Source organism: Arthrobacter sp. KBS0703 (assembly GCF_002008315.2).
Classification (GTDB): Bacteria; Actinomycetota; Actinomycetes; order Actinomycetales; family Micrococcaceae; genus Arthrobacter.
On the sequence record NZ_MVDG02000001.1, the window covers coordinates 1350565 to 1369566 of the forward strand.

Below are 19002 nucleotides of genomic sequence, written 5' to 3' on the forward strand. Positions count from 1 at the left end.
TTGCTTCGAACAATAGTGGTGAACGGCGGCGCGTCCCAAGGCGCGCCGCCTGCACCAAAGCCCACGGACCAAACCCAAAGGAGCAGATTTGGGACTCAAGGACTCATCTGGCCATCCGTTCATTTCCAGCGCCCGGGGCTCGTCAGAGCGCGCCTCGGTGGGCAGTTTGCGGCAGCGGCCGAACGCCCGTGTCCTCATTGTCGGAGGCGGCATCAACGGCGTCGGCACCTTCCGCGACCTCGCCCTGCAGGGCGTCGACGTGGCACTGGTGGAACGCGGGGACTACTGCCAGGGCGCCAGCGGCGCGTCCTCGCACATGATCCACGGCGGTATCCGCTACCTCGAAAACGGAGAGTTCCGCCTTGTCCGCGAATCCGTCGTCGAGCGCAACCGCCTCCTGCGGATCGCCCCGCACTACGTCAAACCCCTGCAGACCACCATCCCGATCTTCAGCACCTTCTCCGGCGTCCTGGCGGCGCCCCTGCGGTTCCTGACCCACAAGCAGCACGGCAAACCCAAGGAACGCGGGGCCTTCCTGATCAAGCTCGGCCTCAGCCTGTACGACTCCTTTTCCCGTGACGGCGGAAACGTCCCGCGCCACCAGTTCCGTGGACGGAAGCGGGCCCTCGCCGAGTTGCCGATGCTGCACCCGGGCATCAAGTACGCGGCCACCTACTTCGATGCCTCCGTCCACAACCCCGAGCGCCTCACGCTCGACGTCCTTCAGGACGGCGAGAAAGCCGGTGGAAAGACCGGCGCGGGAACGGCAGCGGCGGCGAAGGCGGGGAAGACCGCCCGCGCCAGCAACTACCTGGCGCTGGCCTCCATCAAATCCCACGGAGCCGGTTCCAGCACGGTGGAGCTCCGCGACGAACTGACCGGCAAGGTCTTTGACTTCACTGCGGATGTCATCATCAACACCACCGGCGCCTGGGTTGACCTCACCAACCAGGCCATGGGGGCCGCGACGTCCTTCATGGGCGGCACCAAGGGCTCGCACATCGTGCTCGACCACCCCGGCCTGCTGGCCGCCTGCAACGGGCGCGAGATCTTCTTTGAACACACCGACGGCAGGATCGTCCTCATCTACCCCATGGGGGACCGCGTGCTGGTGGGCACCACGGACGTGGATGCTGACATGTCCCAGGACGCGGTCTGCACCGACGCCGAAATCGACTACTTCTTCGACCTCATCGGCCACGTCTTCCCCGACATCACCGTTAGCCGGGGACAGATCGTCTACACGTTCTCGGGTGTCAGGCCCCTGCCCAGGCATGACGCCACCCAGCCCGGCTTCGTTTCCCGGGACTACCGCATCGAACGGCGAGCGCCTGAAGCCGGCGGCAGCGGCGCCGTCGTACTCAGCCTCGTGGGCGGCAAGTGGACCACGTTCCGGGCCCTCGCCGAACACCTGAGCAACGACGTCCTCGCCGAACTGGCCATGGAACGGAAAGTCTCGACGGCGAAACTCGCCATCGGCGGCGGCGCCGGCTTCCCGGACAGCGAGGCCGGAATCCAGAAGTGGATCAAGGCGCACATGAACGCGGACCGGGATGCCGACCGCGTGGCAGGCCTCCTGACCCGCTACGGCACCCGTGCCGGCGAGGTCATCGGCCACCTCGACGGTGGCCCTGACAGCCTGTTGCGTTCCACCCGGGAACTCAGCGTCCGCGAGCTTGAGTACATGGCAGCCAACGAGCAGATCGGCCACCTCGTGGATGTCCTGATCCGCCGTACATCCCTTGCCTTCCGCGGGCTCGTCACCGGCGAGCTGCTCAACGAGATCGCCGAGATCCTGGCTGCGCCCCTCGGATGGGACGCGGCAGACCAGGCCGCCGAAATCCACCACGCTCAGGAGGTGCTCAAGCGATACCACGGCGTCGAGGTCCACAGCCTCGTCTCCTGAGCCAGGGTCACACAGACCCCGGCGCCCGGGCCGGGCAGCCCGGGCGTCAGGGCCGGACCGGGTCCACCGCACAGTCGACCCGGCCCGGCCGCCGCCACCAGCAGCGTAGCGGTGACGGCACAACCGTCCTTCAACCTTGCGAAGGACTGACAACAGAAAATAGAGGAGTCAAAGATGTCTCTTGGATTGGTTTTTCTTTCCGAAGTTTTCGGAACCGGCATGCTGACCCTGCTGGGCTGCGGAGTGGTGGCCAACGTTGCCCTGAAAGGCACGAAAGGCAACAACGGCGGGTTCCTGATGGTCACTTGGGGATGGGGCATCGCCGTCTTCTCCGGTGTCTACGTTGCCGCACGGTCAGGCGCCCACCTGAACCCGGCCGTCACCCTGGGCCTGCTCGTCAACGGCAAGGCAGAGTATGCCCCCGGCGTTCCAGTGGACTTCGCATCCACCTTCACCTACTTCGGTGGGGAACTGACCGGAGCATTCCTGGGTGCCGTGGTCACGTGGCTGGCGCACAAACAGCATTTCGACGTCGAGCCGGAGCCGGCCAACAAACTTGGCGTTTTCTCCACCGGCCCGGCCATCCGCTCCACGCCGTGGAATCTGATCACTGAAATCATCGGCACGTTTGTGCTGGTCTTCGTCATCCTCACCTTCGGCGGAACACCGTCAGGGCTTGGCCCGCTCGCCGTGGCGCTCCTGGTCGTCGGCATCGGCGTGTCCCTCGGCGGCCCCACCGGCTACGCCATCAACCCGGCCCGTGACCTCGGGCCCCGCATCGCGCACGCCATATTGCCTATCAAGGGCAAGGGGTCCAGCGACTGGAGCTACTCCTGGATTCCGGTGGTGGGCCCGCTGATCGGCGGAACCCTGGCAGGCCTGGTGGGGTTGCTTCCGATCGTATTCACCGCGGCCACCTGACACCTGATCCACGGCACGACTCCGGCAGCACAATGCTTTTCCGTTTTACGCACATTTCCTCAGTAGAAAGCACCACGACAAGGACGTCATCATGAGCCAATACGTAATCGCCATCGACCAGGGCACCACCAGCACCCGCGCCATTGTCTTCGACCAGAGCGGCAGCATTGTGTCTTCCGGGCAGATGGAACACGAGCAGATCTTCCCGCAGGCCGGCTGGGTTGAGCATGACCCCGCCGAGATCTGGGACAACACCCGCGAGGTCATCGGCTCCGCGCTGTCCAAGGCGAACCTGACCCGGCATGACATCGCCGCCGTCGGCATCACCAACCAGCGCGAAACGGCGGTGGTGTGGGACAAGACCACCGGCAAGGCGATTTACAACGCCATCGTGTGGCAGGACACCCGGACCCAGCCGATCGTGGATGAACTGGCCAGCGATGGCGGCGCGGAGCGATTCAAGCAAAAGGTCGGCCTGCCGCTGGCCACCTATTTCTCGGGAACCAAGATCAAGTGGATCCTGGACAACGTCGAAGGCGCCCGGGCCAAGGCCGAGGCCGGGGACCTGGTCTTCGGCAACACCGACTGCTGGGTGCTGTGGAACCTGACGGGCGGCGTGGACGGCGGCGTGCACGTCACCGACGTCACCAACGCGTCCCGGACGCTGTTCATGGACCTGGAGACGCTGCAGTGGGACGAAGAGATCCTGGGCATTTTCGGGGTTCCGGTGACCATGATGCCGGCCATCAAGTCCTCATCCGAGGTCTACGGCACGGTCCACACATCCCAGCTGCTGCGTGAGGTTCCCGTGGCCGGCATCCTGGGCGACCAGCAGGCCGCCACGTTCGGCCAGGCTGCGTTCCAGACCGGTGAAGCGAAGAACACCTACGGCACGGGCTGCTTCCTGATCTTCAACACCGGCGAGGAGATCGTCCACTCGAAGAACGGGCTCCTGACCACCGTCGGGTACAAGCTGGGGGACGCGGCGCCGCATTACGCCCTGGAAGGGTCGATCGCCGTCACCGGTTCGCTCATCCAGTGGCTGCGGGATAACCTCGGCATGATCAGCAGCGCCCCGGAAGTGGAAACCCTTGCCGCCGCCGTACCGGACAACGGCGGCGTGTACATCGTTCCTGCCTTCTCGGGACTCTTCGCGCCGTACTGGCGCTCCGACGCCCGGGGCGCCATGGTGGGCCTGACGCGGTTCGTCAACAAGAACCACATCGCCAGGGCCGCCCTGGAGGCAACAGCCTTCCAGACCCGCGAGGTGCTGGACGCGGTCAACGCGGACTCCGGCGTCCCGCTCACCGAGCTGAAGGTCGACGGCGGAATGGTTGCCAACGATGCCCTCATGCAGTTCCAGGCGGACATCCTTGGCGTTCCCGTCATCCGTCCGAAGGTGGTGGAGACCACCGCGCTCGGTGCCGCCTACGCCGCCGGCCTCGCCGTCGGCTTCTGGAAGGACCTCGGAGAGCTGTCCGCGAACTGGTCCGAGGACAAGCGGTGGGAGCCGGCCATGGACCCGGCAGAGCGGGACCGGCAGCTGCGGCTGTGGAAGAAGGCCGTCACCAAGGCCATGGACTGGGTGGACGACGACGTGAAGTAACTTTCCGCCCTGGATGAGGGAGGCCGCACCGCCCCGGCGGTGCGGCCTCCCTCCTCAAAATGCTCATTCTGCCGTGGGGGGATCGGCCCGGTGCGCTAGAGTAGGTTTATGCGTGCGATCCTTCTGCTTAGCTAGCCGCCCGGTATCCCGGACAAATACGGATTACCGAGCGGCCGCCCCTCCATGTCGAGGGGCTTTTGTGTGTCCGGGACGCATTCCCGGCAGGCGGCAGGGGATCAGACCGTTGTGACAGGACAGACGTCATGACAGAACAGAAGAGGGCAGCAGTGAGCGTTCAGCCGGAGACCGAAACCGGAACAACAGCAGGTGGAGCCGACAGCCCCGAGGAGGGCGCCTACAGCTTCGCGGCCATGGAGGCCCGGTGGCCGCAGGTATGGGAGGACCTCAAGGTCTTCACCCCGGCCGACGACGGTTCCCGCGAGCGCCGCTACGTGCTGGACATGTTCCCCTACCCGTCCGGCGACCTCCACATGGGCCACGCCGAGGCGTTCGCCATGGGCGACGTCGTGGCACGGTACCTTCGCCAGCAGGGATACGACGTCCTGCACCCGATCGGCTGGGACTCCTTCGGCCTGCCTGCGGAGAACGCCGCTATTAAGCGCAACGCCCACCCGAGTGAGTGGACGTACGCGAACATCGAAACCCAGGCGGCCTCGTTCAAGCGTTACGCCATCTCCGCTGACTGGTCCCGCCGGGTGCACACGTCCGACCCTGAGTACTACCGCTGGACCCAGTGGCTGTTCAAGCGCTTCTATGAGCGCGGCCTCGCTTACCGCAAGGACTCCCCGGTCAACTGGTGCCCCAAGGACCTGACCGTTCTGGCCAACGAACAGGTCGTCAATGGCGCCTGCGAGCGCTGCGGCACGCCCGTGACCAAGAAGTCGCTCAACCAGTGGTATTTCAAGATCACCGACTACGCGGACCGGCTGCTGGACGACATGTCCGAGCTGCAGGGGCATTGGCCCGAGCGAGTACTGGCGATGCAGCGAAACTGGATCGGCCGCTCGGAAGGCGCACATGTCCGGTTCGTGATCGAGGCCTCTGACGGACGCGCCGAGCGTGAAGTCACCGTCTTCACCACTCGTCCGGATACCCTGCACGGGGCCACGTTCTTCGTCGTGGCCGCGGACGCGCACCTGGCCCTGGACCTGGTCACCCCGGAACACCACGATGCACTCATGGCCTATCGTGAAAAGATCAAGGCCCTTTCGGACATCGAACGCCAGTCCACCGAGCGCGAAAAGACCGGCGTGTTCACCGGCCGCTACGCCATCAATCCTCTTAACGGTGAAAAGCTGCCGGTCTGGGCAGCTGACTACGTCCTGGCCGACTACGGCACGGGCGCCATCATGGCCGTGCCCGCGCACGACCAGCGTGACCTCGACTTCGCCAGGGAGTTCGGGCTGCCCGTGCGCGCGGTGCTGGACACCGGCGAGGAGGATCCCGCCGTCTCCGGCAAGGCAACGGCGGGGGAGGGCACGCTGATCAACTCCGGTGCGCTTGACGGCCTGCCCAAGGCGGAGGCCATTCCGGCCGCCATCGAAATCCTCGGCAAGCAGGGCACCGGGGAGAAGTTCGTGAACTTCCGGTTGCGTGACTGGCTCCTCAGCCGCCAGCGCTTCTGGGGCACTCCGATCCCCATCATCCACTGTGCCGAATGCGGCGAAGTGCCGGTGCCCGACGAGCAGCTGCCGGTTACGCTTCCCGAGGGCCTGCGCGGCGAGGCGCTGTCCCCGCGGGGCACGTCCCCCCTGGCTGCGGCCGCTGAATGGGTCAACGTCGAGTGCCCGAACTGCGGACGGGCAGCCCAGCGGGACACGGACACCATGGACACGTTCGTCGATTCCTCCTGGTACTTCCTGCGGTTCGTGTCGCCGCACTACACGGAAGGCCCGTTTGATCCCAAGAAGATCAACGACTGGATGCCGGTGGGGCAGTACGTCGGCGGCGTCGAGCACGCCATTCTGCACCTGCTCTACGCCCGTTTCTTCACTAAGGTCATTCACGACATGGGCCTCTTGGCGGCGGACGAGCCGTTCAGCGCGCTGCTCAACCAGGGCCAGGTCCTGAACGGCGGCAAGGCCATGAGCAAGTCACTGGGCAACGGCGTGGACCTGGGCGAGCAGCTGGACAAGTTCGGTGTGGACGCCGTCCGGCTGACCATGATCTTTGCTTCCCCGCCCGAAGACGACGTCGACTGGGCGGACGTCTCGCCGTCGGGATCCGCGAAGTTCCTGGCGCGCGCCTGGCGGCTGGGGCAGGATGTGACCAGCGGGCCCGGCGTGGACTTCAGCACGGGCGACCGGGCCCTGCGGTCAGTCACGCACAGGACCATTGCGGACGCCGCCGAGCTGCTGGACAACAACAAGTTCAACGTCGTGGTGGCGAAGCTGATGGAGCTGGTTAACGCCACGCGCAAGACCATCGACTCCGGCGCCGGCGGTGCCGATCCGGCCGTGCGCGAAGCCGCTGAGGCCGTGTCCGTGATCCTGAGCCTGTTCGCCCCGTACACCGCCGAGGACATGTGGAACGTGCTGGGGCACCCGGCCTCGGTTGCCAACGCAGGCTGGCCCGCCCACGATGAGGCCCTGCTCGTGCAGGACACCATCACGGCGGTGGTCCAGGTCCAGGGCAAGGTCAGGGACAGGCTGGAGGTCTCGCCCGCCATCTCCGAGGATGAGCTGCGCGAGCTTGCGCTGGCCTCGGAAAACGTCCAGCGGGCACTCGACGGCCGCGGCATCCGGACGGTCATTGTGCGAGCACCTAAACTGGCTGTCTCTTATACACATCTAGATGTGTATAAGAGACACCGGCCTAGTCGGGTTCCGGCCGCCGGCATCGCCGGCGGCCGGCCAGAACTGCAGGAGGTGTGCCGTGATCGACCGCGAACCGGCAGCCTGGCTGTGGCTGAAGGAACACCTCGTCCGTCTGCGCCAGGCCACCCGGCCGGGGCAGGGCCCGACGACGGGCGAGCCCGCCGTCGTCGTGCGCACGGCAGTGGTGACCGACTCCGCCGCCGCGCTGCCCGCCGACTGGGTGAGGGCCTTCTCCCTCAACGGGCGGCTGGCCGTCATCCCCATGCCTGTCATGGTGGGGGGGAAATCTACGGTGAGGGCGAGGACGACATCGCCGAAACTATTGCCGTGGCATTGGCCGCCGCCACACCGGTCAAGACGTCCCGGCCGTCGCCCGGGCAGTTCGAACAGGCCTACCTGGCAGCCGAACGCCAAGGCTTCGAGTCAGTGGTGTCCATCCACCTTTCCGGTGATCTCTCCGGCACGGCCGAGTCGGCGAGGGTGGCGGCCGGCCGCGTCAGCATTCCCGTCGAGGTCCTGGACACCCGGTCCGTGGGCATGGCCCAGGGGCTGGCCGTGCAGAGCGCCGTAGTGGCGGCGGCGGACGGGCGCAGCGCCAAGAGACAGGAAGTGCGCAGGCTCGCCGAAGAGCGCGTTGCCAAGGCCAAGGTCTATTTCTACGTGCCGAGCCTGGAGCAGCTGCGCCGGGGCGGCCGGATCGGCGCGGCCGCCTCCCTTGTGGGGGCCATGTTCTCGATCAAGCCGATCCTAGCGGTCGACGGCGGCAAGATCGTGCCGCTGGAGAAGGTCCGCTCCGCTGCGAGAGCCATTGCCCGGCTGGAGGAGATCGTGGTGGCGGACGCCGCGGGCAGGCCGCGGGGGGAGGCCAGGCTGGCCATCCACCACTTTGGCAACGAGGCGGAAGCCAAGCTTCTTGCCGCCCGGCTGGCGGCCGCTTTGCCGGACACTCCGGAGGCCCAGACCAGTGCACTGCCGGCCGTGCTGGCCGCCCACGCCGGCCTCGGCGTCCTTGCCGTGATCGTGGGTGAAAGCAGCACCTCGCTGGCCGGGTCCACCGCCACCGCGGACGGCCAACGGAAGCCGGAACGTGACCGGCCGGCGCAGCCCACGGCCTAGGCGGAGTGCGCACCGGATCAGGGCTGGCCGGGCCCCGCCGCTGGTAGTACAGTCTCCCCACCGACCAAGGAGGCTCCCATGGCAATGCAGGTCCATCACGTGGCGCAGTTCGACAAGGACGTCGCCGGCGAAGTCACCAAATGGCTGAAGTACCTCAAGGGCCAGGTGACCAGCGTCCAGTTCCTCACCACCACCGTCCCGGACCCCAAGGCTCCCGAGAAGTGGCGGGTGCAGTACGAGGCCTACATCACGTATCAGCAGTAGCCCTACCTGGCGGCGGCGTCCCCAGCGCTCCATCACCATGGCGGTGTGCCTAGACGTGGGACGCCAGAATGGCCCGTCCGCGGTCGAGGACCTCCTTGATGATGCGGCGCTCGGCGGCATCGACGTATGGGGCGTAGTGCTCCCCGGCGGGCGTCAGTGTCGCCACCGATTTCCTGCGACCCGTCATCGGTTTGCCACACAAGGCCCACGGTGTGGCCCTGAAACCGTATCCAGTGAGGGTAGGAGAGTCTCATTCCCGCACTCTATCCGTCGTCGGTATCCACACTGTCTCTTATACACATCTAGATGTGTATAAGAGACAGGCCTCCTAGCGTGGTGGGTATGTCACGCCCGACCGCTGGAGCCGCAGCCAGCACCCCGTCGCGCGGCGGCGCCGGACGCCGTTCGCCCGCTCGCCGTGCGGCAGGCGGTCGTGCGGCAGGCGATCATGCAGCCGACGGGCGGGCGGCGAGGCGGCTGGCGGCAACACTCGGGCCGCTGCCGGACGCGGACGGCGGCCTTGCGTCCGGGAGCGCCCTTCCCGGACTACTGGACACGGGGGACGGCAACGGGTTCACCTACGGAAACGGGCCGGGATCCGGACCGGACCCGGGTCCGGAGGACCGCACGGCCGATGCCCGGCTCAGATGGCGGCTCGGCATTCGCGCGGCGGTGCTGCTGGGGTCCTGTCGCTGCTCGCCGGCGGCTGGTTCTGGTGGAGGGTCGCGACCGCCGGTCCTGAAGTCATGCCGCTGAGCGCCGTCACAAGCGATGCCGCCAAGGCGGCTCCTTCAGGTACCGCGGGAGCCGGCGGCGATGGCCCGGCCGGGGCTGGCGGCGGCGAGGCAGGGGACTCCGCAGGTACCGTGGTGGTGCACGTGGCCGGTGCCGTCAAGAAGGCTGGCATCGTGGAGCTTCCCAGAAACAGCCGGGTCCACCAGGCCATTGCGGCAGCCGGCGGCGCCGCTCCGGCAGCTGACCTGAACCGGCTCAACCTCGCGTCCGTGCTGGAGGACGGCCAGAAAATCTACGTGCCCGGCCGTGGTGAAGCCACCCCGCCCGATGGGGCTCCGGACGCCGTGCCGCCCGACGGAGCAGGGACGGGCCCGGCAACCTCCGGGGCGACAGGCGGCCGGTCCGGCGGAAAGGTGAATTTGAACAGTGCCGGAGCCGAAGAACTCGCGGAGCTGCCAAAGGTCGGCCCGGTGCTGGCCCAGCGCATCGTTGACTGGCGCAAGGAGCACGGTCCGTTCAAGACCGTCGAGGAACTCGACGCCGTGGACGGGGTGGGTCCCAAAATGCTCGAAACACTGCTTCCGCTGGTGACCGTCTGAGATGGACGGCAACAGTGGAGGTGCCAGAAGCCGGTGGCACAGATACGTCGAGGCGGCAGTCAGTCCGGACGCCACCGGCAGGCCCTCCGCCAGCGCGGCCTCCGTGCGCAGTAGCACTGCAGACCCGATCCGACCCGACGGAAGGACGCAGGGGACATTCCCGGCAGCAGGCACGGCCGATCCCAGCCGCAGGGAAGCAGCCGTCCTGCACGGACTTCGCGAAATGGTCCTGCAGCGGCTCGTCCCGGATGAGCCGAAGACGGCTGCCGCCGCCTGCTGCGGCGGCGCGTTGACGTCCGCCTGGCGCCCGCCGCACTGCTGGTGTGGATCGCAACGGTTGCGGGTCCGTGGCTTACACCCGTCGGGCTGCTGGCCGTGTGCTGCGGGTGTGCCGCGGGGGCGGGACTGCTCCTCGTGCTATTGCTGAGGCGAGGCGCCGGAGGCCGCCTCCCGCGGAGCTTCCTGATGACCGTCGCGGCAGCCATGGTCCTGGCCGCTGCCGCGGCGGCGCATTCGGCCGTGTCCGCCGCGCAGAGGCATGACGGTCCCGTGGCAGGGGCCATCGCCGCACACGCCTCCGTGGTGGCGGAGGTGGAAATCACCGGCGCCCCTCGAGCGCTCAAAGTGCCAGGCGGTTCCCCCCTCGCAGAGCGCTGGGCGGTGACAGCGATGGTCAAGACACTCAACACCGGTGGCCGACTGCTCCGGGCGGAGGCCGCAATAGTCATCATGGGAGGACAGGACTGGGAGCATGCGGTCCCGGGCCGGCTGGTCGGGCGACGGGCAAGCTGCGGCCCCTGATCCCGGCGACGCGGAGGCCGGTGTGCTCACCGCGTCGTCGCCTCCGGTGACGCTCGAGGCAGCCGCCGCCTGGCAGCAGGAGCCTGCCGCTCTGGGCGGCGTTTCGCGGCTGCGGCCGGATGGCTGGATGCGGATGCCCGCGGGCTGCTGCCGGGCATGGTGACCGGAGACACCAGTGGCCTGGATGAACAACTCGAGGCTGCCATGAAGACCGTCGGGCTGACCCACCTGACCGCGGTCAGCGGCGCAAACTGCAGCCTCATCCTCGGGGCCCTGCTGCTGGCGGCGCGCAGCGTGCGCCTGGCAAGGATCCCGGCTGCCGCCTGCGCCCTGGCCGGACTCGGCATGTTCGTACTGATGGTGGGCCCGGACGCCAGTGTCCTGAGGGCCTCGCTGATGGGCGCCATCGCCCTGGCATCGCTGGCTGGCAGATGTGTATAAGAGACAGGGGCTGAGCTTCATGTGCCTGGCGGTCATTGCCCTGCTGCTCATCGATCCTGCGCTGGGCACCAGTTTCGGATTCCTGCTCTCTGTCCTGGCCACGCTGGGGATCATCGTGCTGGGGCGGCACATCATGGACTGGGTTCCACGCTCAGTCCCGCGCTGGGCGGCCGCCGGCATCGCCGTGCCCCTGTCCGCCCAGTTACTGTGCGGACCCGTCATTGTGGTGCTGCAACCGCAGTTCTCCACATACTCGCTGCTGGCCAACATGCTCGTGGCGCCGCTGGTGGCACCGGTCACCATCCTGGGGACGGCTGCCGTGCCGTTGGTGGCCCTCGTCCCGTGGCTGGCTACCGCACTGATCGGCACGGCGGGCATTTTCTCGGCCGGGGTGGCCGCCATCGCCAGGTTCACCGCCGGCCTTCCGGGCGCGGCTCCGCCGTGGCCCGAGGGCCCGTTCGGGCTGCTCACCATGGTGCTGTTCTCCGTCCTGACTGCGGTGGCAGTCTGGACGGCGGCCCATCCCGCCGGAGCCATGCGCCTCGTGCTGGCCGCACACCACCGGACGGCCTGTCTGCTTGACCGGCTGCTGGACGGGAAGTCCCCGCGGGCCGGCCCTCCTGGCAGGACGGCCCGCGGCTTGGTGCAGCCGGCGCGCCGTGGCAGGCTTAGAGTCAACAATCCAAATCCCGGGAGGAACCGCCAGTGGCCGCTGCACAGCCCCAACGATCCAGGACGTCGGCCACCAATTCGGCCACGTGGCGGGATGTGACTCCCGCCGGGGTCGTGCTGATCACCGGTCCGGAGGACTATCTCGGCATCCGGGCAATGGACCGGGTCCGTTCGCAAGTGCGGGCGGCAACTCCGGATGTGGAACTCACCCGGCTCAATGCGGGCGTGTACGAACCCGGGACGCTGGCCATGAACGTCAGCCCGTCGCTGTTCGGCGAGAGCAAGCTGATCGAGGTGGATGGCCTCGAGTCGATGAATGACGCCTTCCTCGCGGATGGACTCAAATATCTTGCCCACCCGGAGCAGGACGCAGTGCTGGTGCTCCGGCACAGCGGGGGAGTGCGAGGCAAGAAGCTCCTCGACGTGGTCAAGGCCGGGGGATGGCCCGTCGTCGACTGCCAGCCGCTGAAAAAGGATGCCGAGAAGACCGCGTTCGTCGCGGCCGAATTCAAGGCGGCTTCACGGCGGATCGAACCTGACGCCGTGCAGTCTCTGGTGAACGCCGTCGGCGCCAACCTGTCCGAACTGGCGGCGGCCTGCAGCCAGCTCATCGCCGATGCCTCCACCGCCGTTGATGCGGAAATGGTTGAACGCTACTACGGCGGCCGCATCGAGGCGACCGCCTTCAAAGTCGCCGACGCCGCCATGGCCGGCAACGGGCCGGCCGCGCTGTCTACCCTGCGCCACGCCCTGGCCACCGGCGCGGATCCTGTTCCCCTGGTGGCGGCGCTGGCCGCAAAACTGAGGACCGTCGCCAAAGTGGCCGGCGCCCAGGGGTCATCCTCGCAGATTGCCAAACAGCTGGGCATGCAGCCCTGGCTCGTGGAGCAGGCTCAGCGCGACGTCCGGCGGTGGACGCCGGAGGGGCTTGCCCGGTCCATCCAGGTCACGGCTGAGGCCGACGCGCAGGTCAAGGGCCTCTCACGGGACCCTGTGTACGCCGTCGAACACGCGGTGACCGTGATCGCCACGGCCGCCCGTGGCCGTTAGCACCCGGGGCCGGTAGCAGCAGGACCAGAACAGGGTTCGACGGCACCCCAGCCGGGAGCGTCAACACGTTAAAGAGATGTGGCCGGCACCATCGGCGCCGGCCACAAGCATCAGTTCAGTTGAACTGGAAAACCTTAGAGTGCGTTGACCTTCTTGGAGATCGCCGACTTGCGGTTTGCAGCGTTGTTCTTGTGAAGAACACCCTTGCTGACAGCCTTGTCCAGCTTACGGCTGGCAGAAACGAGCGCAGTAGCAGCGGCATCCTTGTCAGTGGACGCAACGGCGGTGTTGACGGCGCGGATGGCCGACTTCAGCTCGGACTTGACTGCGTTGTTACGCAGGCGAGCCTTCTCGTTGGTCAGGATGCGCTTCTTCTGGGACTTGATATTTGCCACGTGTGAACTCTCTTTTTAATGCGGAAATGGTCTAGAGGGCTTTCAGATTGGCCATTGACTGAGCGGCGTGGGGATACCTATGGCGGCCAACCATCAGTGGCCGTCGACCTGCACGGACACACAGATATGAATAGTAGCAGATTTCGGCCATCAGTGGCCATTTAGCGACGGCGCGGCGCGCCCGCGATTATTTCCAGCCGCGCAGCTGCCGAAGAGCGTCGGCCACGCGGGAAAACTGGCCCCGGCCGAGGATGGCGCCCTCCCGGCGGATGTCCGCGGGCTTGATCCGGAGGACGCGGTCGAGTTTTGCCTCGCTGGGCCGCCCTAGCCGGTCCCAGGGTCCGGTGCCGATGTCGACATAGTCCCGGCGGCCGCGGGGGTCGCCGTCGTGGTCCTTGCTGGTCAGCATCAGGCCGAGCAGGTACCGCCCGTGGCGGCCGACCAGCAGCACCGGGCGGTCCTTTCCCTGGGAATGGTCCTCTTCGTAGGGCACCCAGGCCCACACCACTTCACCCGGGTCCGGGCGTCCGTCGGGCGAGGGCGCGTACCGGATGGTTGCAGTGCCCGCGAAGTCGCCGGGGTAGGTCCCGGTCAGCCCGCCTGCTCCGGCGCGGGTCCTGGTCCGTGCGGGCGTCCGGGACGGCGTGTTCTTCGCCGTGGCCGCCCGGGAGCGCTGCGTGCGTCCCAGGCCCTCGAGGAAGCGGAAGGACGATCGGAGCGCATTGCCGACGGTGCGGAGGTTCAAGGCCATGCGGGCAACGATACCGCCGCGGCAGCCGCCCGGGCCGGACCCGGGACCACACGACACCGGGGCGCAAGGGGCATGCAGAATGTACTGCCACGGGCCCGGACGTGGGAGACTAGAGGCTCAGATATGCGGCAGGTGGCAGGGTGGCCAGAATCCAGCCTGAACTACGCCGCGGAAATGCCAACAGTAAGGACCCTGCGTGTCTCCCATGGCCCGCACCGCCCCGGTGCCCGCCGCGACAGATCCGGCCATCATTCGGAATTTCTGCATCATCGCGCACATTGACCACGGTAAATCCACCCTGGCCGACCGCATGCTTCAGTACACCGGCGTCGTGCAGTCCCGCGACATGAAGGCCCAGTATCTGGACCGCATGGATATCGAGCGAGAGCGCGGCATCACCATCAAGTCCCAGGCCGTCCGCATGCCCTGGGAACTGGACGGCACCAGCTACGCACTGAACATGATTGACACCCCCGGCCACGTGGACTTCACGTACGAGGTGTCCCGGTCCTTGGCCGCCTGCGAAGGCGCAGTGCTCCTCGTGGACGCCGCCCAGGGCATCGAGGCGCAGACCCTCGCCAACCTTTATCTGGCGATGGAAAACAACCTCACCATCATCCCGGTCCTGAACAAGATCGACCTCCCGGCAGCACAGCCCGAGAAGTACGCGGCGGAACTGGCCAACCTGATCGGCGGCGACCCCGACGACGTGCTCCGCGTCTCCGGCAAGACCGGCATGGGCGTCGAGGATCTCCTGGACAAGATCGTCCGCGACCTGCCGGCCCCCGAGGGCGACCCGAACGCCCCCGCCCGCGCCATGATCTTCGACTCCGTCTACGACACGTACCGCGGCGTGGTCACCTACGTCCGCGTCGTTGACGGCATGCTGCACCCGCGCGAACGCATCCAGATGATGTCCACCCGCGCCACCCACGAACTCCTCGAGATCGGCGTCAGCTCCCCGGAGCCCACCCCCTCCAAGGGGCTCGGCGTCGGCGAGGTCGGCTACCTCATCACCGGCGTGAAGGATGTCCGCCTGTCCAAGGTGGGCGACACCGTCACCAACCTTGCCAAGCCGGCCTCCGATTCCCTCCCCGGCTATGCCGACGCCAAGCCGATGGTCTTCTCCGGCCTGTACCCGCTGGATGGCACGGACTATCCGGTGCTCCGCGATGCGCTGGAGAAGCTGATGCTCAACGACGCCGCGCTCGTGTACGAGCCCGAGACGTCCGCCGCGCTGGGATTCGGTTTCCGTGTTGGATTCCTGGGCCTGCTGCATCTGGAAATCACCCGCGAGCGGCTCGAGCGTGAATACAACCTGGATCTCATTTCCACTGCCCCCAACGTGGAATATGAAGTGACGCTGGAAGACAAGAAGGTCGTCCACGTCACCAACCCCAGCGAATACCCCACCGGCAAGATCGCTGAAGTCCGCGAGCCGATGGTATCCGCCACCATCCTTGCGCCCAACGAGTTCGTCGGCGCCATCATGGAACTGTGCCAAAGCCGGCGCGGCGTCATGGGCGGCATGGACTACCTCTCGGAGGACCGGGTGGAAATCCGGTACCGCCTGCCGCTGGCCGAGATCGTCTTCGACTTCTTCGACATCCTCAAGTCCAAGACCCGCGGCTACGGATCGCTCGACTGGAAGGCCGACGGCGAGCAGGTCGCCGATCTGGTCAAGGTGGACATCATGCTCCAGGGTGAGCAGGTTGACGCCTTCTCCGCCATCACGCACCGGGACAAGGCCTACGCCTACGGTGTGATGATGACCGGCAAGCTGCGTGAACTCATTCCGCGCCAGCAGTTCGAGGTGCCCATCCAGGCCGCCATCGGCTCCAGGATTATCGCCCGGGAAAGCATCCGGGCCATCCGCAAGGACGTCCTGGCCAAGTGCTACGGCGGTGACATCACCCGAAAGCGCAAACTTCTGGAAAAGCAGAAGGAAGGCAAGAAGCGCATGAAGATGGTGGGCCGGGTCGAAGTGCCGCAGGAAGCGTTCATCGCGGCGCTCACCACGGACGAATCCAAGGACAAGGCCAAGAAGTAGTGGTTGCTGTGGCTTTCCCTGGACATCGCGCCACTTGTGCACAGGGCGGGACACATGCCTAGCGTTCTTCCCTTGGGCGACCCGGCGCCGTCGGACGGTCTCCTGCCGCCGCAGGCGCTGGAAGGTGCCGCGGACCGGGCTTTCGGGCTCTACGTGCACATCCCGTTCTGCGCCGTACGCTGTGGCTACTGCGACTTCAACACGTACACCGCGACGGAGCTGGGTGGCGGCGCGTCGCAGGATGCCTATGCCTCCACGGCCATCTCCGAGGTGGGATTCGCCGCCCGCGCGCTGGAGCAGTCGGGCCTTCCTGCCCGCCGGCTCCGCACAGTGTTCTTCGGCGGCGGGACCCCCACGCTCCTTCCGGCTGAGGACCTGGCCCGGATACTCCGCGCCGCCATCAGCGAGTGGGGGATCGAACCGGGCGCCGAGGTCACCACGGAGGCCAATCCGGACTCCGTGACGCCCGAATCTCTCCGCGTGCTCGCCGACGCCGGCTTCACCAGGGTTTCTTTCGGCATGCAGTCCGCCGTGCCCCACGTCCTGAAGGTTCTGGACCGCACGCACACACCCGGCCGCGTTCCGCTGGTGGTGCAGTGGGCGCGCGAGGCGGGGCTGGCCGTGAGCCTGGACCTCATTTACGGCACGCCCGGTGAATCGCTTGAGGACTGGCGCTACTCGCTGGAGACCGCGCTTTCCTACCGCCCGGACCACATCAGCGCCTACGCGCTCATTGTGGAGGACGGCACCAAGCTCGCGGCGCAGATCCGCAGGGGCGAGGTTCCGGGGATTGACGACGACGACCACGCCGCCAAGTATGAACTCGCCGACCAGCTGATTTCCGACGCCGGCCTTGACTGGTACGAGGTCAGCAACTGGTCCGTCACGCCGGAACAGGCGTGCCGGCACAACCTTGCCTACTGGCGCGGCGACGACTGGTGGGGGATCGGACCCGGGGCTCACTCGCACGTCGGCGGCGTGCGCTGGTGGAACGTCAAGCATCCCACCGCCTACGCCGGACGGCTCGCCTCGGGCGTCTCTCCGGCGGCAGGGCGCGAAACCCTCGACGCCGAAACCCGCCAGGTGGAGACGGTCATGCTCGAGGCCCGGCTGGCGTCAGGCCTGGCCGTGGCTTCGCTGTCCGCCTTGGGCAGGCACGCCGTGGCAGGGCTCATTGCTGACGGTCTCGTGTCACCCGCGGAGGCATTCCGGGGCCGGCTGGTCCTCACGCTCAAAGGCCGGCTGCTGGCGGATGCCGTTGTCCGAAGGATCCTGCCGGATTAACTCTCCGCAGGACCCCGGAGTCGCGGGACCCCGGAGGGCTACTTGATCCAGCGCAGGTTGTACTGGTACCGGTGCGGCTGGCCGCGGTTGACGTGGATGCCCGCGGACACTGAGAAGCACGTCAGGGCAATCCAGATGAGGGTCGCCAGCACAGCGAAGATGTTGCCGACCACGGGAAGCAGCACCAGGAGGTTCGCGAGGACCGCCGCGATGGTGGGGGGCAGCGAGAAGTTGAGGGCTTCTTTGGATTCCTGCGCCGTGAACGGCCCGCGGTCGCGGAAGATCAGGTAGATCAGCAGCGCCGGGACGCAGCCCAGGATGCCACCGAAGTGGGCCAGCGTGGCCCATTGCCTGTCCTCGCTGGCCGTCAGCGGCAGAGCATTGGCAGGAACGCCATGGTACTGGGGCAGGTCCTGGCCGGACGGGGTGTCCCTGCGGTCGCGAGCGTCTTCTGCCACTTGTCTTCCTTAAACTTGCGTTGGTGCGTTATTGCCGGTGCCTGCAATGCTGGCGCGGCCGGCCCGTGGGGCCGGAAGGCGGCAGCGCGTGAGGCGCCGTACCAAGAATACTGGGTCGGGCGCGGAATGGACGACCGAACCACAGCGTGGTGTGCGTTCACGCCCACGGCGCTGTATCCAGCGGTCCTACGATGCGGTACCCCTAGGCTGTGCCTACGGCACAGTGAGAAAGTCGATGACCTCTTCTACCCTGCCTAGCAGGGCCGGCTCGAGGTCGGCATAGGTCCGCACGGCGCCGAGCAGCTTCTGCCAGCCAAGCCCGACATCTTCCTTCGTGGAGTGCGGCCAGCCGAAGGCCGTGAGGATGCCCGTTTTCCAGTCGGTCCCGCGGGGCACCACCGGCCACTGCGCGATGCCGAGCACGGACGGCCTGATGGCCTGCCAGACGTCGACGTACGGGTGGCCCACAATCAGCACGTTTCCGGCGGCGCCCGGAGAAGCCATGACGGCCGCGGCGATCCTGGACTCCTTGGAGTCCGGCACCAGGTGGTCAACCAGCACACCCAGCCTCCTGCCCGGTCCGGGGCGGAACGCAGCGACGGCCCCCGCCAGGTCGTCAATGCCGTGAAGAGGCTCGACGACGATGCCCTCCACCCGGAGGTCGTCACCCCAGACCTTTTCCACGAGTTCGGCGTCGTGCTTGCCCTCCACCCAGATCCGGCTCGCCTTGGCCACCTGGGCACGCTGGCCCTCCACCCTGACGGAACCCGACGCCGTCCGCGCCGCTGTCCCGGATCCCTGCGGTTTGCCGGAAGGGGCAGGGGGCATCAGCCGGATGGGCCGGCCTTCGAGGAGGAACCCGAAACCAAGGCGGAACGACCGCGATTTCCCGCACCGGTCCTCGAGCGCCACGACGTGCATCCCGCCGGATTTCTCCACGCGGGTCACCGCGCCCACCCAGCCCGACTGGACCTCTTCGAGCACCATCCCGCGCTCTGCTGGCACTTCCGGCAAGTCATTCTTTGCGGGCGCCGCAATCTCCTGCGGGCCCCAGGTCTGGTACTGCATTCGTTCACATCGCTTTGCACTAGGAAGATGCCGCCCCGGCAACTTATC

General features: G+C 67.1%; 15 protein-coding genes and 2 pseudogenes. 13 read left to right on the forward strand and 4 right to left on the reverse strand.

The window, feature by feature from the left end; translation table 11 throughout:
* The first annotated feature begins 88 nt into the window (after nucleotides 1–88).
* The 11 genes and pseudogenes from B1A87_RS06400 to holA all read left to right on the forward strand — a co-directional run bounded on the left by B1A87_RS06400 (nucleotide 89) and on the right by holA (nucleotide 12948).
* Nucleotides 89–1906 carry a glycerol-3-phosphate dehydrogenase/oxidase gene (locus B1A87_RS06400; protein WP_078027855.1) on the forward strand — a complete coding sequence of 606 codons (1818 nt, stop codon included), beginning with the start codon at nucleotides 89–91 and terminating at the stop codon, nucleotides 1904–1906.
* Nucleotides 1907–2080: 174 nt separating this feature from the next.
* A complete protein-coding gene (locus B1A87_RS06405; RefSeq protein ID WP_078027854.1) occupies nucleotides 2081–2827 on the forward strand; it encodes an MIP/aquaporin family protein in 747 nt (248 codons plus the stop codon).
* 91 nt (nucleotides 2828–2918) lie between these two features.
* A complete protein-coding gene (gene glpK, locus B1A87_RS06410; RefSeq protein ID WP_078027853.1) occupies nucleotides 2919–4433 on the forward strand; it encodes a glycerol kinase GlpK in 1515 nt (504 codons plus the stop codon).
* 287 nt (nucleotides 4434–4720) lie between these two features.
* A pseudogene (gene leuS, locus B1A87_RS06415) lies at nucleotides 4721–7225 on the forward strand (leucine--tRNA ligase); the annotation flags it as partial.
* Nucleotides 7226–7328: 103 nt separating this feature from the next.
* Nucleotides 7329–8386, forward strand: a pseudogene (locus B1A87_RS06420) (DegV family protein).
* 78 nt (nucleotides 8387–8464) lie between these two features.
* Nucleotides 8465–8650, forward strand: coding sequence for a hypothetical protein (locus B1A87_RS06425; RefSeq protein ID WP_078027850.1), 186 nt, complete (start codon nucleotides 8465–8467; stop codon nucleotides 8648–8650).
* A 647-nt stretch (nucleotides 8651–9297) separates the two neighbouring features.
* Nucleotides 9298–9984, forward strand: a complete 687-nt coding sequence (locus B1A87_RS06430; protein ID WP_260680712.1) for a ComEA family DNA-binding protein — start codon at nucleotides 9298–9300, stop codon at nucleotides 9982–9984.
* A 465-nt stretch (nucleotides 9985–10449) separates the two neighbouring features.
* A complete protein-coding gene (locus tag B1A87_RS23660; RefSeq protein WP_260680713.1) occupies nucleotides 10450–10785 on the forward strand; it encodes a hypothetical protein in 336 nt (111 codons plus the stop codon).
* Between the two features lie 156 nt (nucleotides 10786–10941).
* Nucleotides 10942–11226 (forward strand): ComEC/Rec2 family competence protein, encoded by a 285-nt coding sequence (locus tag B1A87_RS23665; protein ID WP_260680714.1) that lies wholly within the window; start codon nucleotides 10942–10944, stop codon nucleotides 11224–11226.
* On the forward strand, nucleotides 11219–11998 hold the full coding sequence (locus B1A87_RS23670) for a ComEC/Rec2 family competence protein (protein WP_260680715.1): 780 nt from the start codon (nucleotides 11219–11221) through the stop codon (nucleotides 11996–11998). Before B1A87_RS23665 ends, B1A87_RS23670 begins: the two co-directional genes overlap by 8 nt.
* Nucleotides 11932–12948 (forward strand): DNA polymerase III subunit delta, encoded by a 1017-nt coding sequence (gene holA, locus B1A87_RS06440; protein ID WP_078027848.1) that lies wholly within the window; start codon nucleotides 11932–11934, stop codon nucleotides 12946–12948. Before B1A87_RS23670 ends, holA begins: the two co-directional genes overlap by 67 nt.
* A gap of 134 nt (nucleotides 12949–13082) precedes the next feature.
* Here holA and rpsT read toward each other — a convergent pair whose 3' ends face one another.
* Nucleotides 13083–13343, reverse strand: a complete 261-nt coding sequence (rpsT, locus tag B1A87_RS06445) for a 30S ribosomal protein S20 (protein ID WP_078027847.1) — start codon at nucleotides 13341–13343, stop codon at nucleotides 13083–13085.
* 187 nt (nucleotides 13344–13530) lie between these two features.
* Nucleotides 13531–14094: a type II toxin-antitoxin system PemK/MazF family toxin gene (locus B1A87_RS06450; RefSeq protein WP_078027846.1), complete on the reverse strand. Its 564-nt coding sequence runs from the start codon at nucleotides 14092–14094 to the stop codon at nucleotides 13531–13533.
* A gap of 196 nt (nucleotides 14095–14290) precedes the next feature.
* Here B1A87_RS06450 and lepA point away from each other — a divergent pair, with 196 nt between their 5' ends.
* Complete coding sequence (gene lepA / locus B1A87_RS06455; RefSeq protein ID WP_078027845.1) at nucleotides 14291–16144, forward strand: translation elongation factor 4; 1854 nt, start codon at nucleotides 14291–14293, stop codon at nucleotides 16142–16144.
* Between the two features lie 54 nt (nucleotides 16145–16198).
* Nucleotides 16199–17428 (forward strand): radical SAM family heme chaperone HemW, encoded by a 1230-nt coding sequence (gene hemW, locus B1A87_RS06460; RefSeq protein ID WP_078027914.1) that lies wholly within the window; start codon nucleotides 16199–16201, stop codon nucleotides 17426–17428.
* Nucleotides 17429–17466: 38 nt separating this feature from the next.
* Here the strand turns inward: hemW and B1A87_RS06465 are convergent, their stop codons facing one another.
* Both B1A87_RS06465 and B1A87_RS06470 read right to left on the reverse strand, forming a co-directional pair.
* Nucleotides 17467–17886 (reverse strand): DUF4870 domain-containing protein, encoded by a 420-nt coding sequence (locus B1A87_RS06465; protein ID WP_078027844.1) that lies wholly within the window; start codon nucleotides 17884–17886, stop codon nucleotides 17467–17469.
* Between the two features lie 213 nt (nucleotides 17887–18099).
* Nucleotides 18100–18954, reverse strand: coding sequence for a DUF3097 domain-containing protein (locus B1A87_RS06470; protein WP_078027843.1), 855 nt, complete (start codon nucleotides 18952–18954; stop codon nucleotides 18100–18102).
* Nucleotides 18955–19002: the final 48 nt, after the last annotated feature.